The sequence below is a fragment of the Pseudomonas sp. DTU12.3 genome, from assembly GCF_004124275.1.
Classification (GTDB): domain Bacteria; phylum Pseudomonadota; class Gammaproteobacteria; order Pseudomonadales; family Pseudomonadaceae; genus Aquipseudomonas; species Aquipseudomonas helmanticensis.
In genome coordinates this window covers 2013438-2029172 of the sequence record NZ_CP027218.1, presented here as the reverse complement: position 1 = coordinate 2029172, position 15735 = coordinate 2013438, and the positions used below count along the sequence as shown (strand labels likewise).

14 protein-coding genes are annotated in these 15735 nt (G+C 59.5%); all 14 read right to left on the bottom strand.

Annotation, left to right across the window (positions count from 1 at the left end; genetic code table 11):
- Positions 1-36 precede the first annotated feature (36 nt).
- On the bottom strand, positions 37-1497 hold the full coding sequence (gene fliD, locus C2E19_RS09295) for a flagellar filament capping protein FliD (protein WP_034153286.1): 1461 nt from the start codon (positions 1495-1497) through the stop codon (positions 37-39).
- Between the two features lie 82 nt (positions 1498-1579).
- On the bottom strand, positions 1580-1936 hold the full coding sequence (locus tag C2E19_RS09290; RefSeq protein ID WP_064390852.1) for a flagellar protein FlaG: 357 nt from the start codon (positions 1934-1936) through the stop codon (positions 1580-1582).
- A gap of 73 nt (positions 1937-2009) precedes the next feature.
- Positions 2010-2861 (bottom strand): flagellin domain-containing protein, encoded by an 852-nt coding sequence (locus tag C2E19_RS09285; RefSeq protein ID WP_129390891.1) that lies wholly within the window; start codon positions 2859-2861, stop codon positions 2010-2012.
- A 242-nt stretch (positions 2862-3103) separates the two neighbouring features.
- Positions 3104-3370, bottom strand: coding sequence for a hypothetical protein (locus tag C2E19_RS09280; RefSeq protein ID WP_129390888.1), 267 nt, complete (start codon positions 3368-3370; stop codon positions 3104-3106).
- Positions 3367-4656 (bottom strand): motility associated factor glycosyltransferase family protein, encoded by a 1290-nt coding sequence (locus tag C2E19_RS09275; RefSeq protein WP_129390885.1) that lies wholly within the window; start codon positions 4654-4656, stop codon positions 3367-3369. The genes C2E19_RS09280 and C2E19_RS09275 overlap by 4 nt, the downstream gene beginning before the upstream one ends.
- Before the next feature lie 88 nt (positions 4657-4744).
- A complete protein-coding gene (locus C2E19_RS09270) occupies positions 4745-5671 on the bottom strand; it encodes a ketoacyl-ACP synthase III (RefSeq protein ID WP_129390882.1) in 927 nt (308 codons plus the stop codon).
- 227 nt (positions 5672-5898) lie between these two features.
- Positions 5899-6951 carry a pseudaminic acid synthase gene (gene pseI / locus C2E19_RS09265; RefSeq protein ID WP_129390879.1) on the bottom strand — a complete coding sequence of 351 codons (1053 nt, stop codon included), beginning with the start codon at positions 6949-6951 and terminating at the stop codon, positions 5899-5901.
- Positions 6944-8449, bottom strand: a complete 1506-nt coding sequence (pseG, locus tag C2E19_RS09260; protein WP_129390876.1) for a UDP-2,4-diacetamido-2,4,6-trideoxy-beta-L-altropyranose hydrolase — start codon at positions 8447-8449, stop codon at positions 6944-6946. The genes pseI and pseG overlap by 8 nt, the downstream gene beginning before the upstream one ends.
- Entirely contained in the window at positions 8446-9141 is a 696-nt protein-coding gene (gene pseF / locus C2E19_RS09255) for a pseudaminic acid cytidylyltransferase (protein ID WP_129390873.1), read from the bottom strand. Before pseF ends, pseG begins: the two co-directional genes overlap by 4 nt.
- The gene (locus C2E19_RS09250; protein ID WP_129390870.1) at positions 9138-9758 is read right to left on the bottom strand and encodes a pseudaminic acid biosynthesis-associated methylase; all 621 of its coding nucleotides are present in this window, start codon (positions 9756-9758) and stop codon (positions 9138-9140) included. The genes pseF and C2E19_RS09250 overlap by 4 nt, the downstream gene beginning before the upstream one ends.
- A gap of 31 nt (positions 9759-9789) precedes the next feature.
- The gene (gene pseC, locus C2E19_RS09245; protein ID WP_129390867.1) at positions 9790-10947 is read right to left on the bottom strand and encodes a UDP-4-amino-4,6-dideoxy-N-acetyl-beta-L-altrosamine transaminase; all 1158 of its coding nucleotides are present in this window, start codon (positions 10945-10947) and stop codon (positions 9790-9792) included.
- Entirely contained in the window at positions 10944-11945 is a 1002-nt protein-coding gene (gene pseB, locus C2E19_RS09240) for a UDP-N-acetylglucosamine 4,6-dehydratase (inverting) (RefSeq protein WP_129390864.1), read from the bottom strand. The genes pseC and pseB overlap by 4 nt, the downstream gene beginning before the upstream one ends.
- Positions 11946-11968: 23 nt before the next feature.
- The gene (locus C2E19_RS09235; protein WP_129390861.1) at positions 11969-14884 is read right to left on the bottom strand and encodes a TIGR00180 family glycosyltransferase; all 2916 of its coding nucleotides are present in this window, start codon (positions 14882-14884) and stop codon (positions 11969-11971) included.
- Positions 14885-14944: 60 nt separating this feature from the next.
- Entirely contained in the window at positions 14945-15679 is a 735-nt protein-coding gene (locus tag C2E19_RS09230) for a cephalosporin hydroxylase family protein (RefSeq protein ID WP_129390859.1), read from the bottom strand.
- Positions 15680-15735 lie beyond the last annotated feature (56 nt).

The window sequence follows — 15735 nt, the reverse complement described above, 5'->3', positions numbered from 1 at the left end:
GATAAAGCGTAGCCGGGTTTTTGTCGTGCCGGTCTGTTACTTCGCGGACTGCTGAGCGTTCAGCGAGCTGAAGAACGACGTGATGTTGCTTGCCGTCGCCTTCATCTGCCCTACCAGCAAGTCCATCGCATTGTACTTTGCGGTCAGCGTCTTGGTCAGGTTGGCCACACGCAAGTCCAGCGCCAGTTGCTGGTCGGTCAGGCTTTTGGTGTTCTTGGTGAGAATCGCCATACGCTGATCAAGCAGACCGGTACCGGTAATATTACCCGCCGCTGGCTTGAGGTACGGGTCTACCGCCTTGCTCATGCGCGCCAACAGACCATTGGTGTCGTCGGTACCGGTGAACAACTGCTGAACCTGGCCAGTCATGCCTGGCTGCGCCATGGTCTTGCCGAAAGCGTTGGTATCGAACGTCAGGTTACCGGTGTTGCGGTCGGTCATCACACCCAACTGCGACAGCACGGCCAACGGACCGCCTGCGCCTGTCGCCGTCAACTGACCACGAATATCGGCAATCAGCGAACGCGGAATCGCATCACCAGTGAACGCCGCCTGCACGGTCAGCTTGCCATCGGCATCCGGCGTCGCCTTGGACAGCGTATCGATGGTGGTCTTCAAGGTGTTGTAAGCGTCGACAAACGACTGAATCGATGTCTGCAAACCTTTGGTGTTGGCGTCCACGCTGACAACAGTAGGCGTCGCAACGCCACCGGAGACAGGACTGACTGTCGTCAGATTCAGGGTCAAGCCACTGATTGCGCCGCTCACCGTGTTGCTTTTGCTGGTGACTTCCAGACCATCGATGGTCAGCTTGGCGTTTTTCGCAATACCGTTGACGGCGCCTGAAGCGCCTGCAGCCGGGCTAGCGCCCATCGCCTGGGTACCATCGATTTCCAGACCGGCAATACCGCTGACGGAGAGGTCGGAACCTTCGCCGGTCTTGCTCGAACTGATCACCAGGCGCGAAGCACCGGTGCTGTCGGTCACAATGTTAGCGGAGATGCCGTTGGCGCCCTGAGCCTTGTTGATGGCGTCGCGGGTGGTCTGCAACGTGGCATCGGCCGGAATGTCGACATTGTAATCAGTGCCATTCTGACTGATTTTCAGGGTACCACTCGGAATGGCACTGGCGGCGCCGCCGGCAAAAGAGGCGCTGGCGATTTTCGAGCCCGTGGCCAGCTGACTTACAACAACGTTGTAATTACCCGCAACCGCAGTGCTGTCGGAAGTAGCGCTCAGGTTGGTATTGCTCGACGTCGCGTTGAAGCCGGCAAATGCAGGATTGGTCTTGCTGCCCAGATTGGTCATCGCCGTCTGGAACGCGGTCAATGCGCTCTTCAGCGAACCAATGCCGGAAATCTTCAGTGTGTTGGCTTTGGTCGCGGTATCGATCTGCGTCTGCTTCGGCGCCTTGTCGGCGTTGACCAGCGCAGTGACGATCGCACCGATGTCCAGGCCGGAACCCAGTCCGGAACCCGGTAGAATTGGACTTGCCATGTGCATCTCCCTTCAGATTGTTGCCATTCTTTTGACCGTTACACGCGTCCTGAGAACGGACAAACATTATTCATGCCAGCTATCAGACTTTGGCGTCGAACAACACGTGGCTTGCATTGGCGAGGCTGTCTGCCAGCTTGAGGGCTTCGGCGGAGGGAATCTGTCGAACGACTTCACCCGTCTCGCTTGCGATCACCTTGACGATGACCTTCCCGGAATGCTCGTCGATCGAGAACTCCAGATTGCGCTTGATCGATTGGACAAACTTTTCGATCTCCTGCACCGCCAGTTTCAACTTGGCATCGTCCGTAACCTGACTCTTGGCAGCGACCGGCGCTTCAGTCTTGGCAACTTTCGGCGTTTCTGACGGTTTGTCAGCAACCGGCGTGACTGGCTTGGGAGCCGGATAAGACTGGTTAAGCTTGACGCTCATGTCCATGCTCATCACCTCCTAACGTAAAAAGGCGAGAGAGCGCGACCAGCGCACCCTCCCGCCCAAACTTGTTCCGAAATTACTGAAGCAGCTTCAGTACAGCGGAAGGCAGTTGGTTGGCTTGAGCCAGAACGGAGGTCGAAGCCTGCTGCAGAGTTTGCTGCTTGGTCAGGTTAGCAGTTTCTGCGGCGAAGTCGGTGTCTTGTACACGACCCTGTGCAGCGGTGGTGTTCTCAACGATGTTTTGCAGGTTGGAGATGGTGCTGGTCAGACGGTTTTGCGAAGCACCCAGGCTGGCACGGGTATCACCGATTGCAGCGATAGCAGCGTCGATTGCAGTGATAGCGGCGTCGATGTTGCTACCAGCGGTTGCAGCGTCAGTACCGGTCAGAGCCAGAGTAGCTTTGTCTACGGACAGGCTGACGGCGTCGAACTTGGAGCTCAGTACCAGGTCGATGTGGTTAGCAGTACCGGTGTTTGCACCAACTTGCAGAGTCACAGTACCAGCCGAACCGTCCAGCAGGTTTTTGCCGTTCAGGTTGGTGGAAGCTGCGATACGGCTGATTTCGTCGGACATGTCGGCGAATTCAAGGTTGGTAGCTTTCTGGTCAGCAGTGCCGTTGGTGCCGGTACGTGCTTTAACAGCCAGTTCACGCATACGCTGCAGGATGTCGGTAGTAGCTTGCAGAGCGCCTTCAGCGGTCTGAGCAACGGAGATACCGTCGTTGGCGTTCTGGATAGCCTGGTTGCCACCGCGGATTTGCGATTGCATACGGGTGGAGATCTGCAGGCCAGCGGCGTCGTCTTTAGCGCTGTTGATTTTCAGGCCGGAAGACAGGCGCTGCATCGAAGTCGACAGAGCGTCGGAAGCTTTGTTCAGGTTTTTCTGAACGTTCAACGACGTGGTGTTGGTGTTTACTGTTAAAGCCATGACGAATTCCTCGTTGGTTGGGTACTGCGGCTTCCGGCCCTGGCAACCGCCGGGTATGGCCTAGAGAACCTTCGTAATAGTTATCGTCGGGTTTGCAGGTTGCTTGAGGGCTTTTTGAAAAAAATTTGCCATCACCCTGCCACCCCCGCGAAAACAAAGACTTAGCCGCACACCCACTTCGAAAAAATGACGTCATAAAACCGACTGCAGCGCAAACCTGCGGGCCAGTGCTGTCGGCCCGCTCAGGCCGGGATACTTTCCAGCAAGTCGAGCAGCTCATACTCCATATAGTCGGCCATGCCCAACCAGTCCTGACGCTCTTGGCAATCAAGCATTTGCAGGAGCAGTTGTGCCCACATTTGCTGGATATCCGTGGGTGCGGACAGCAGTAACTGCTGCGCGCCCTCGAAGACATCGACCATGAGCAACGCGGCCTCGACATCACGCCCCAGTCGAAACAGCCCTGCACACTGACGGCATTCACCGATGCACGTTTCCATCACCGTCATTGCACGAACTCCCGATTGAACTGCGTCCCGGCGATCAGCGCGCCCGCCCTGCTGCTATTGAAAAACTGCACGTGCGGATGCGCCGCGATATAGCGCTCCAGCACGCACAGATACCCGCGAAAATTGAGTTGGGTACTGACGCGCTGGCCATGACCGTCGCGTACCCAATGCCGCGCCTGGCTCACACCCGGCCCCAGCTCGCCATCACTCCAGCCGGCGTGGGTCTTGTTCATCGGGAATGCGAAGTCCGCACCGAACAAGGTGATGCGAGTGCCGCCCAGTTTCACCGCCAGATCCACCGCCGGATGAATCACGCTGCCGCCCACATGCAGTTGCCCGCGCGGGTGCTGTTCACGCAATTGCGCATACACCGGGCTGGCCGAATAGCCGCCGTAGCGTTTGCCCTTCCAGGCGCGCAACACCTCGGGATCGCTCATTGGCAAATACACCAGCGAGATATCGTCGGACGCATCGAAAGGCAGGTGCCGAAAGCTGATGCGCTGATCAATGGTCACCACCAGATCCGGCACGATGCCGTGCTCACGCAATGGCCGATAAGCGGTGTCGACACAGATGAACAGCGGGCGCTGCGCCTGAGCCTGGATATTCGCCAGTTGCTGGAAATGCCCTTCAAGCGTCGGGCCGGTGCCGATCACATAGATCTCGCGCTCGGTGCAGGTGCCAAACAATTGCGCGACATCGTCATCGCCAAGCAGCACCGGCAGGCAATCCTGCAAGCGCTGCTTGATGAACGGAGACTGCGCATCGAATTCGCGATTGTTGAAACTCAGATGGACTTCATTGACCAGCCGATCGCGGATCTTCGCGTTGAAGTCGTCGGCCAGCAGCATCTCGGCAGGCAGCGCAAAAAACGGCGAACAAATGTCCGACAGATCGCCGGCGTAGAACAACTCTATGCGCGGATCATTCAGCCACTGGCGCTGATCGAGCAGTTGCAGCACCAGCGCAAACAACGCGCCGTTGAGGATATGCACGTACAACCGTTGCAGCCCCGCGCGCTCAAGCAACACACCGGGCAAATCACCGAGACCGGTGCCATAGACGTGCAATTGCGCGTTATCGGGCAGACTGGCCGCCTGAATCCGCGCTTCATGGAGGCGATCGTGACGGCTGGTGAGCTGAATGCCGTTGATGCTCAGCGTCGAGCCAAGCCCTTCAACCAGTTGCGCCGCAACGGCCGCGCTGTCTTCTGCCAGCAGCCGCTCGAACAGCGCCGGCCAGCGCCGCTGCAACACTTCGGCATTGGCTTGGAAAAACCCGCTCATGGCGCCTCGCGCTCCCCGTTCAGGCAAAAAAATAGCGTTCAAGGTTAACCTTGAACGCTATTTTTGTATCAGCCGTTTTTGCTTCGGTTCAAGGACGATAGATGATCGCCGAACCCCACGACAGACCAACGCCAAACCCGCTCAGCGCAATACGCTGCCAAGCGGAGTCGATGACGTGTTTTTCCAGCAGCAACGGAATGCTCGACGATACGGTGTTGCCGGTCTCGACCATATCCTTGATGAACTTCTCCGGTTCACCTTCGAAACGCCGCGCCACCGCATCGACAATCGCCGCGCTGCCCTGGTGAATGCAGAATGCATCGATGTCATCTGCCTTCAGACCGGAATCATCCAGCAGTTCATGCAGGTGTGCCGGCACCTTCAGCAGTGCAAAGTTGAAAACCTGGCGGCCGTTCATGAAGAACACGCCATCAGTGACTTTCAAGTGCGGTGCGCCGGAACCGTCAGTGCCGAACTTGGCCTTGCCCAGCGCCCAGCTCGGATCTTCGCCCATCCACGTGGCGGTGGCGGCATCGCCAAACAGCATGGTGGTGTTGCGGTCTTCCGGGTCGACGATTTTCGAATACGGGTCAGCGGTGATCAGCAGGCCGTTCTTCAGGCCGGCGGCTTCCATGAAGCCCTTGATCGCATAAATGCCGTAGACATAACCAGAGCAGCCCAGGGAAATGTCGAACGCGGCGACATTGGTCGGCAAGCCGAGTTTGTCCTGGACGATGGCAGCCGTATGCGGCAGGCCTTCTTCGTCACCGTTCTGGGTGACAACGATCAGCGCGTCGATCGATTCACGTTTCAGTTGAGGATTGTTGGCAAACAGCGCGTTGGCTGCTTCCACGCACAGATCGGAAGTTTCTTGCTCAGCGTCTTTGCGCGGCAGGAACGCCGAGCCGATCTTGCCAAGGATGAACTCTTCATCCTTCTCGAATTTTGCACCTTGTGCGTAATTGTCCACGCCGGCTACAGGAACGTAGCTCGCAATGCTTTTTATGCCAATCATTACGGCTTCCCAAAAAAAAACAGCCCAAGACCACCGCTCGCAAGGATTTCGAGGGGCGCCGACAAACAGAAAACGGCCGCCACGAAGGGCAGCCACGGGAAGCGCAAAGGGCTATCACTGGAATCGAAAACGAGCCAGGCGCCATCTCCCCGATCAATACAATACAGTGAAGATGCGCGTTATGACTCACAGGTCACGCTATTTTGCCGAATCGGTTGCAGATCGGCTTATTCGACCAGCGACCAGTCCAGCGGCGTGCCGCGCTTGATCGGTGCACGAGCGCGACGACCGAGGATGGCATCGGTGTGCTTGGGCGGCAGACCGAGACCCGGACGGATGGCGCGCAGATTGTCCCCGGTAAAGGGGTCACCAGCGGCCATGTCAGCGGTGACGTACAGCGAACGGCGATAGACCACCGATTTCAGTTCGGCGTCGGTGGCGCCATAACGCACCTGACCCAACGCCTGCCAGGCACGTTCGGTTTCCACCACCAGACTGGCCATTTCTGCCGGTTCCAGCGAGAAACTCGCATCGACGCCACCCGCCGAACGGTCGAGGGTGAAGTGTTTTTCCACCACCGTCGCGCCCAACGCCACGGCCGCGACCGACACGCCAACGCCCATCGAATGATCGGAAAGCCCCACCTCACAACCGAACAACTCACGCAGATGGGGAATCGTGCGCACATTGCTGTTGAGCGGAGTTGCCGGGTAGGTGCTGGTGCATTTGAGCAGCACCAGGTCCTTGCAACCCGCCTCGCGGGCAGCGCGCACGGTTTCGTCGAGTTCGGCGATGCTGGCCATGCCGGTGGAAATGATCAGCGGTTTGCCGGTGGCGGCAACACGACGAATCAACGGCAGATCGGTGTTTTCGAAACTGGCGATCTTGTAGGCCGGCACGTCGAGGCTTTCGAGAAAGTCCACCGCCGTGTCATCGAACGGCGTCGAGAATGCGAGCATGCCCAATTCTTTTGCACGGGCAAAAATCGGCGCGTGCCATTCCCACGGCGTATGGGCCTTTTCGTACAGGGCATACAAGGAAGTGCCCGCCCACAGACTGCCCGGATCCTTGATGAAGAACTCACCCTCAGCCAGATCCAGGGTCATCGTCTCGGCTGTGTAGGTTTGCAACTTCAAGGCATGCGCCCCGGCCTTGGCCGCCGCCTCGACAATTTGCAGGGCGACGTCCAGCGACTGGTTATGGTTGCCGCTCATCTCGGCGATGATGAAGGGCGGCGCGTCGGCGCCGATCGAGCGATTGCCGATCTTGAAACTAGTCATGCGGGTGATCCTTCAAAACACGGGTGAACGCGCAGGCCGCTTGGCTGAACCCGGCGTCACGAAACACATTCAATGAGGGTTGATTGGCCGGCGACACTTGCGCGCTGATCGCGGTGAGTTGCGGCCACTGTTTGACGACAAACGCCTCGCCCCGCGCCAGCAGCGCCCTGCCCCAACCGAGGCCAACACGCCCTTCGAGCAGATAGATCGACACTTCAGCCTCGAAGCCGCGCAAGTCGTAGCGCATGACGCCGACTGCGCCATCGTCGGCCTCGGCGATCAGCAACAGGCGCTGCGGGTTGCGCAGGCTCGTCGTCAGCCAGTTCAGGTGCTGCGACCATTCGATCGTGCCGGTATCCGTCGACCAACGGCGCACCGCTTCGGTATTGCGCCCATCAAAGAGCAATTGCGCATCGTCCAGCGTCGCCCTGCGCACCTTGAGTACGGCACCGGCCAGCGCCGCCGCGACACGTTCGGCGCCACGGCCGTCGACCAGTTGCCGCGAACGCTCGGCCAAACTCTGGCGCAGATAATGATTGCCAACGACAAAGCCGATAGCGTCGCGCAACTGCTCGACACTGACCTGCTCACGGGCGCCCATGAACACATGCGCCCCCGCTGCCGCCATGACTTCACCGTTGTTCTGCTGGTTGTTCGATACCGCAATGCACAGGGTCGGCAGGCCCATCGCCGCGCGCTCCCAACTGGTACCGCCGCCGGCACCGATAAACAGATCGGCTGCGCTCATGCGCTGATAAAAATCGCTGACAAAGCTGTGCAGACTCCAGTTCGGCCGTGTTGCGGCCAATGCCTGCATCTGTGTCCATGCCGGGTTGTCGGCGCCGGCGACGAAGTCCACTTGCAGCTCGGTAAAATCCGCCAGTGCGAGCATCGCGTGATGGGTTTGCCTGGCCGCATCGAAACCGCCGAAGTTGACCAGTACCCGGCGCGCCCTGGCGTTGATCTCGATGGCCGGGCAACGGAATTCTTCGCGCAACATGGCGTAGCGCGGGCCGAGCAATGTGCGGCAATTTTCAGGCAGCAGCGGCTGATAATTTTCGTGCAGGCCCGAGAGGTTTTGATTGAGCAGCAGATCGACGCTGTAGCGCCGCGTGGCGAGGTCATCCACGGCTGCGATGCGTGGCGCCCATTGCCGAGCGGCGGTCTGCCAATGGTGATCGAGGCCGTAGTGATCGACGATGACCCAGTCGAATGCAGCATGGCCGGCCAACAGCAGAACCAGTGCGTCGATGTCAGCCTGCCACGGCAGCATCGACTCGATGGCTTGCTGTGGATCTTCATCGGGGTAGCGATCAGGCAGCGCGAAGGTTTCAAAACCCTCGGCGCGCAAGGCCTCGAGACGATGCCCCGGCAATTGCCGGCAGGCAAATGCGACATGGCTACCCTGCTTGCGCAACACCCGCGCCAAGGTCAGGCAACGCGCAATGTGGCCGCTGCCGATGGTCGGTGAGGCGTCAGCGCGAATCAGCACTCTCATTGCAGCTCTCCGCCAGCCTTGAGCGCGGCGTAGAGGTATTCGGCGCGTTTCCAGTCTTCGGCAGTGTCGATGTCCTGCACCAGGTGCCGGGGCAGAATCACCGGCAGACTGGCCGGCGAATACACCACTTCACCGCGCAGCCACGCCTCACTGCGGCCCCAGTAAAACTGGCCGGCATCCTGAAAGGCTTCGGGCAGATCCTGCGAACGAGTGTTGCGAAATTCGGGATACAAAGCGGTCAGCGCGCCCTGCCCGTCCAGCGTCAGAGCGCGCTGCACAGGAAAGCCAAAACTGCACACGGAAAACGCGAACGACTTGTCGGGATGCTGCTCAAGCATTTCCCATCCCTGACGCAGAAACCGCGCCTGCAGCAACGGCGCCGTGGCGTAGACACAGCAGGCGTAATCGAACGCCGGCAATTGCTGCAAGGCATGCACGATCACCGCCGCAGTGCCGGTGAAATCATCGGCCAGATCGGCCGGACGCAGGAACGGCACTTGTGCACCGTGCGCCCGTGCGACGTCGGCAATCTCGGCATCGTCAGTGCTGACCACGACCTGATCGAACAAGCCCGATTCCAGCGCAGTGCGGATCGAACGAACAATCATCGGCACGCCGGCGAACAGCGCAAGATTCTTGCGCGGTATGCGTTTGCTGCCACCACGGGCCGGGATGATTGCGACGTTGCTCAAGGGCGTTTTTCCAACAGGAACCAAGTGACGTCATCTGCCGGGAATTGCCGGTCGCGGTGATACACGAAGCCGTAATCGAGCAACTGCAGATCGGCATAGCGATCAAGCATTTCTCCGGCAAAGTCGCGCTTGAACAGTTTGCCGCTGTTGCCGCGATAGGACACTTCCACCGGCGCCGGATTGTAATACTCGGCGATGAGAATGTAGCGCTGACTCAACTCATACAACTGCGCATACGCCGTCGGCAGCAGTTCCGGCGCCAAGTGGATCAGCACGCCTTTGCTTAACGTCAGGTCGTACTGGCGCTCGCGGGGGAAGTCGAACAGCGAACCATGCCAGATCTGTGCAATGTCCAGCGCGCGTGCTTGCGCGCAGGCGCTGTCATTGATCTCGACACCGAACAGTTCGCAGCGCGGCAGCAGTTGATGCAGCGCCTGCAAATTGTTGCCGGCGTTGGTGCCCAGCTCGACCAGACTCTCGATGCGGCCGGCGCGGCTCAGCGCCTTGGCAAACAAGGCCAGATTCGCCGCCACCAGCGGCTGACCGACATTGCGCTCGACGTACTGATTACCGAAGTCGCCCTGCCAGAACTTCTCCTGCTCGCTCAAATCACGCATTGCAAATACTCATCCATTGCCATCGTGGCAATTATTCGGTCAGCCGACGCAATTGCTCGACCACGTAATCCTGTTGTTCATCGCTCAATAGCGGGAACAGCGGCAGGCTGATCGCTTCGGCGTAGTAACGTTCGGCCTCGGGGAAATCACCCTCGGCAAAACCCAAGGCTTGATAGTAGGGCTGCAAGTGCACGGGAATATAGTGCAGATTCACCCCGATCCCGGCCGCACGCAGGCCTTCGAACACCTGGCGATGACTGCGGTTGACGCGCTCGGTCTGCAAGCGAATCACATACAGATGCCAGGCAGAATCCGCGTCTGGCTGAGGGCTCGGCAGCGTCACCGGCAGATACGCCAACAAACGATCGTAACGCGCCGCCAGCTCGCGACGGCGGGCGATGAATTCGTCCAGTTTGCTCAACTGCGACAAACCCAGCGCAGCTTGCAGATCGGTGATGCGGTAATTGAAACCCAGCTCGATCTGCTGGTAGTACCAAGGGCCGTGGCTGGGTTCGCTCATCTGCTGCGGATCACGGGTCATGCCGTGGCTGCGCAGACGTTGCAGACGCTCGGCCAGCTCCGGGCGGTTGGTCAACACCATGCCGCCCTCGGCGCTGGTGATGATCTTCACCGGATGAAAACTGAACACGGTCATCGCCGCGAACTCACCGCAGCCGACCGGGCGCCCGGCATAACTTGCGCCCACCGCGTGCGAGGCGTCCTCGATCACGGTGAAGTTGTAGCGCTCGGCCAGCGCGGCAATCTTGCGCATGTCGCAGCTCTGCCCGGAGAACGCCACTGCCACCAGGACTTTCGGCAACGTGCCGTCACGCTCGGCCTGATCGAGTTTCGCTTCGAGGGCGAACGCATCGAGATTCCAGGTCAGCGCGTCGATGTCGACGAAATCAACCTCGGCACCGCAGTAGCGTCCGCAATTGGCTGACGCGAGAAAGGTGTTCGGCGTGGTCCACAAACGATCGCCCGGCCCCAGCCCTGCGGCCAGGCAGGCAATGTGCAGCGCCGCCGTGGCGTTGCACACCGCGACGGCGAAATCGGCTTGGCAACGCTCGGCCATCGTTTGTTCGAAGCGCTCGATGGTCGGCCCCTGGGTCAGCCAGTCCGATTGCAGCACCTCGACCACGGCGTCGATGTCCGCCTGATCGAGGCTTTGCCGACCGTAGGGAATCATGCCGAAAGCTTCGCGTGCAGATCGGCGATCTGCCCGATCGAGAGGAAGTGCGGATTGGTGTCGGAGCGATACTCGAAATCCTCACCGACCGCCCAACCACGCTCGCCGAGCTTGTCGACGGCAAAATCGACATCGACGCTGGTAAAGCGGATCGACGGCTGAATGGTGTAGTGATCCTCGAACTCAAGGGTCATCCGCGCATCATCCAGCGGCACCATCAACTCATGGAGTTTTTCACCTGGACGAATACCGACATTCTTGTGCGGCAGATGCTCCGCCATGCCACGCGCCAGATCGACGATGCGGATCGACGGAATCTTCGGCACGAACACTTCGCCGCCGTGCATCCGCGCGAAGCTGTCGAGGACGAACTGCACACCGTGGTCGAGGGTGATCCAGAACCGCGTCATGCGTTCGTCAGTGATTGGCAACTCCTGCGCACCGTCAGCGATCAGCTTGCTGAAGAACGGCACCACCGAGCCACGCGAGCCGGCGACATTGCCGTAGCGCACCACGGCAAAGCGGGTTTCCTGCTCGCCGGCAATGTTGTTGGCGGCGACGAACAACTTGTCTGAAAGCAACTTGGTCGCGCCGTACAGGTTGATCGGGCTGGCTGCCTTGTCGGTGGACAGCGCCACAACCTTCTTCACGCCATTGTCGATGGCGGCAGCGATGATGTTCTCCGCGCCATTGACGTTGGTGCGGATGCATTCGGTCGGGTTGTATTCCGCCGCCGGCACTTGCTTCAGCGCAGCGGCATGCACCACGTAGTCGATGCCGCGCATGGCCTGACGCAGACGGTCAGCGTCACGCACGTCACCGATGAAGTAGCGCATGCACGGCGCGTTGAACGTCTGCTGCATTTCGTACTGTTTCAGCTCATCGCGGGAGAACACCACCACGCGCTTGGGCTGGTATTGCTCGAGCAGACGGGCGATGAATTTGCGCCCGAACGAACCAGTGCCGCCGGAGATGAAGATTGATTTACCGTTGAACATATGCTGATTCCTGTCCGGCACGCTTAAGCGAGCAACTGTGCCCAGTTGATCGAGGCATTTTCGCCCAAGGTAAAACCTTTGCCGGTCAGCGCCAGGTTGGCGTTGTAAGCCGGATCCTGAGCGAAGACTGCGCTCCATTTCTCGCGCAGTGTCGCCAGTGCCTCGGGGGCCTCTGGCAACGCGCCGGTATGCAGCACCTGCACCGACGGCGTCCACACGGTGAGGTAACCGGCCTGACCCGCCTTGAGGCACAGATCGACATCGGCATAACCTTCGGTGAAGTTCACTTCATCCAGCCCACCCAGACCGTTGAACAGTTCTTTGCGTACCATCAGGCAGACTTTCGACACGGCCGAATAATTCTGCTCGACCGCCAGGCGCTGCATGTAACCCTCGGCATTGTGTTTCTCGCCAATGAAGGCGGAACCGACGCCGCCATTCAAACCGAGCACCAGCCCGGCCTGGGAGATCTTGCCGTCGCGGTCGACCAGTTTGGCACCGACGATACCGACTTCCGGGCGCTGGGCATGGTTGAGCAGCGAGTCGATCCAGTTCGGGTTGACCACTTCGCTGTCAGTGGCCAGCAGCACCAGATACTCACCCTTCGCCTGCTCGCTGGCGGCGTTGTACAACGCCACTTCACCGAGCGTTTGCCCGGCACGCAAGACATTCACTCGAGGATTGCGCAACTGGCCCAGCCAGTCGTTGACCGCCGCCGACTGATTCGGGTTTGCCGCCACCAGTACTTCATAACGGCCGTAACGGGTTCTGAGCAGGACACCTTCCACGCAACGGCGCAGCGCCGGCAAATCATCGCCGGCCGGTACGATGATCGACACCACCGGCTGTTCGGTGTGGCGATAGTCGACCTGCCAGGTGCCCGGCAGCGACGAGGTGACCTTGGCCTTGTAGCCGCGGTTACCCAAATGGCGCAGCAACGCCAGACGCTCGTGAGTGTTTTCTTCCAGTGCCGCAGCCTGAGTGATCAGCAGCGGCTCATCGAGGTGTGCCAGCCCGTCGAAACCAGCCTGTTCAATCAGGCGCAATAACAGGTCGAATTCCAGTGCCTTGCTGAAGTCAGCCTGATAACCACCGGCCGCAAGGAATACGTCACGACGGATCAGCCAATGGCGCGCCATCTGCGATGGAACGCTTTGCAACAGATCAAGGTTGAAGGCCGGACGGAACACGTCCACCAGAGCGCCCTCTTCAGTGCGCTGGATTTCATCGGTGGCCACCGCGCGAATACCCGTCGCCGACATCAACTCGAGGCCCGCGCGTGCCAGGCCTTGGGGGGTGAATTCATCGCCCGCGTGGGCCAGCAGCAACCAGTCGCAGGGAGACTGTGCGGCGCTCTGGTTGAGCTTGTCGACGAGGTTGCCCGGCGTGACCCGGACGAAGTGCAGGATGTTCTGCGCAGTGGTCGCGGATTGCGGCTCACCCGTGGTGAAGACCACGATCTTGAAGGCTTTGCTATGGCCTTCGACAAGGCTGTCGAGGGTTACTTGCAGCTTGTCGACGTTGTTGTCCAGGTCCAGCAGGAAAATGCCGAATTGTGGTCCGCCATTGTTCGCTGCCAGATGCGCGGCAATCAAGCCAGCCTGGTCGGCGTCCGGCTTGCGGTCCGCCAGCCAGTTGAGCAAACGGCCTGAGCGCATCTTGTTGAAGGTCGGGTAGTGATCGACGCTCGACACGGCTTCAAGACGCGTCACCCACTCGGCTATTTCCTGCGCTTGCTCATCCTCGCCGATGACTTGCAGTTGCTCGGCCAGACGCGCGACCACACGACGGTTGAACACGTTGCTGTCATGCGCCTGCCACAAGCGATCAACGACACTTTCCACCGTATCGTTATTGCGTGACTGCAGCAGATACTCCTGCCGGGTCCATACGCCTTCGAGCTTTTCCAGTTGAATGCGACCGGCCGGCATCGCGTGAAGCAGAAACTCGAACTGGGTCAACAAGTCAAAAAAGCGCTGGTTGTAGAACGGCATTTCCACGTATTGCCGCGGTCCGAACTTGCGGTCCGGCGCCTTGGTCAGGTGGTTCCAGGTCGATTCGAAAATCACCTCGGCCGTCAACGCCCGCCCGGTGATCAGGCTGTCGGTCATGGCCGCGAAGCTTTCCAGAGCAAACGCCTTGCGCTGCGCCTGATCGAGATCCTTGATAGCCGTCGGCAGCGACGCGAGGAATTCGGCGAAGGCTTCGCGCTCGGCCACCGACTTGGCATCGGCATACGACAGTGCGTGAAACACCTCGGTGTTGTGATCGGAGAAACCGACGTTGATCTCGCGCACGACATAAGGGATCGGCAGGATGCGCGCCTTGGCGTTCGCCAGCAGGAAATAGCTGTGGCCGATCTCCTGCCATTCGAAACTGGTGCCCGCCGGCAATGCCGCGTACCAGTCCTGGATGATCGAGGTACGGCACACGCCGTAGAACGGCGGTACGTACTGATGCATGAAGTCGAGGACACGATCCTCGGCACGCTCCGACGCGTAGTCTTCGCAGATTTTCTTGTCGCGACGGTAGTAGGTGACGCTACCCGCCAACGCCAGGTACATCAGGCAGTAACCGTGGCACAAACCATAGTCGCGGTTGGCTTGCAGGAAGTTCACCGACTCGGCCAGCGACTCGTGCAGGATGAAGTCGTCGTCGGCGGCGAAGACCATATACGGCGTGGTCAGTTGCGCAACGCCGTAGGTCAGTTTGGCCTGCATGCCCCAGTAGGCGAATTGCGGCAAGTGCTGATAATCGACCGCAGAAAAATCACCTTGCGGGCGCTCGGGAGAAGAGTCCAGTACCAGGACTTTGCAAGGCAGGGTGCTGTAGTACTTCAGCGCCCGGCGCAAAAAAGCCGGACGGTTGTGGGTAATCAACACCACCGTCAACAACTCGCTCAGGGGCAGCGCGTGTTCAGAACCGTAATTGCCTTGCATAACTTCTCCCACAACCGGCGAAACCGCCCGATAGATACTTTGATGATGGTGTCGACTGACTTAACGAGTGCGGCGCAGATAGCCATCCGACGCGACGGTGATCAGCAGTTTGTCTTGCATTGCCTGATCGATCTCGAAATCAGCGTTCTCTTTCAAGTAAGCCCAGACGGCGGTTTTCGGGTTGTCACCCGGACCCCATGGACGATCCGGGAAAGCATCGGCCGGCATGTCTTCGACCACGGTGTCCATGACCACGCAATAGCTGTCGACGGACACCAGCGGTGCGTAGAAACGCAGCTCTTCGAGCACATGCTCGTGGGTGTGGTTGGAATCGAGTACGACGATGACTTTCTTGCCGGCCGCCGCCTGACGCACCTGCTCGACCACCGCCGGATCGAGGCTCGAGCCTTCGATCATGCTGATGCGCTTGATCATCGGATGGCTTTCGATGGCTTCGCGGTTGTGCGCACGAATATCGCGATCAATGCCCAGCACTTCGCCGTGGCCCTGCAACTCCAGCAGCGAGGCGTAGTAAATGATCGAACCGCCGTGGGCGATGCCGCACTCGATCACCAGGTCCGGCTTGATCCGCCAGATCAATTCCTGCATCGCCATCATGTCTTGCGGCAGCTGGATGATCGGACGACCCATCCACGAGAAGTGATAGGTGTACTTGTGCTTGGCCGACTGATTGTAGAACTCTTGGGCCAGCGCCTTCAGGTCTTTGTCCTGGCCCTGGGCAGTCACTTCGGCCTGGCACTCCGCCTCGAAGGCTTTGATTACGTTATCGCTCATTGTCCGGTCTCACTGAAAAGTCATTTGATAGTCGCGCTGCCAAAAGGCAGTCGCCT

Excerpts from the sequence above, each read along its gene's own strand:
- C2E19_RS09280 (WP_129390888.1), bottom strand. The coding sequence starts at position 3,370 with ATGACGGTGATGGAAACGTGCATCGGTGAATGCCGTCAGTGTGCAGGG.
- pseI (WP_129390879.1), bottom strand. The coding sequence starts at position 6,951 with ATGACTAGTTTCAAGATCGGCAATCGCTCGATCGGCGCCGACGCGCCG.
- C2E19_RS09275 (WP_129390885.1), bottom strand. The coding sequence starts at position 4,656 with ATGAGCGGGTTTTTCCAAGCCAATGCCGAAGTGTTGCAGCGGCGCTGG.
- C2E19_RS09290 (WP_064390852.1), bottom strand. The coding sequence starts at position 1,936 with ATGGACATGAGCGTCAAGCTTAACCAGTCTTATCCGGCTCCCAAGCCA.
- C2E19_RS09235 (WP_129390861.1), bottom strand. The coding sequence starts at position 14,884 with ATGCAAGGCAATTACGGTTCTGAACACGCGCTGCCCCTGAGCGAGTTG.
- C2E19_RS09285 (WP_129390891.1), bottom strand. The coding sequence starts at position 2,861 with ATGGCTTTAACAGTAAACACCAACACCACGTCGTTGAACGTTCAGAAA.
- C2E19_RS09230 (WP_129390859.1), bottom strand. The coding sequence starts at position 15,679 with ATGAGCGATAACGTAATCAAAGCCTTCGAGGCGGAGTGCCAGGCCGAA.
- fliD (WP_034153286.1), bottom strand. The coding sequence starts at position 1,497 with ATGGCAAGTCCAATTCTACCGGGTTCCGGACTGGGTTCCGGCCTGGAC.
- pseC (WP_129390867.1), bottom strand. The coding sequence starts at position 10,947 with ATGATTCCCTACGGTCGGCAAAGCCTCGATCAGGCGGACATCGACGCC.
- C2E19_RS09270 (WP_129390882.1), bottom strand. The coding sequence starts at position 5,671 with ATGATTGGCATAAAAAGCATTGCGAGCTACGTTCCTGTAGCCGGCGTG.
- pseG (WP_129390876.1), bottom strand. The coding sequence starts at position 8,449 with ATGAGAGTGCTGATTCGCGCTGACGCCTCACCGACCATCGGCAGCGGC.
- pseB (WP_129390864.1), bottom strand. The coding sequence starts at position 11,945 with ATGTTCAACGGTAAATCAATCTTCATCTCCGGCGGCACTGGTTCGTTC.
- C2E19_RS09250 (WP_129390870.1), bottom strand. The coding sequence starts at position 9,758 with ATGCGTGATTTGAGCGAGCAGGAGAAGTTCTGGCAGGGCGACTTCGGT.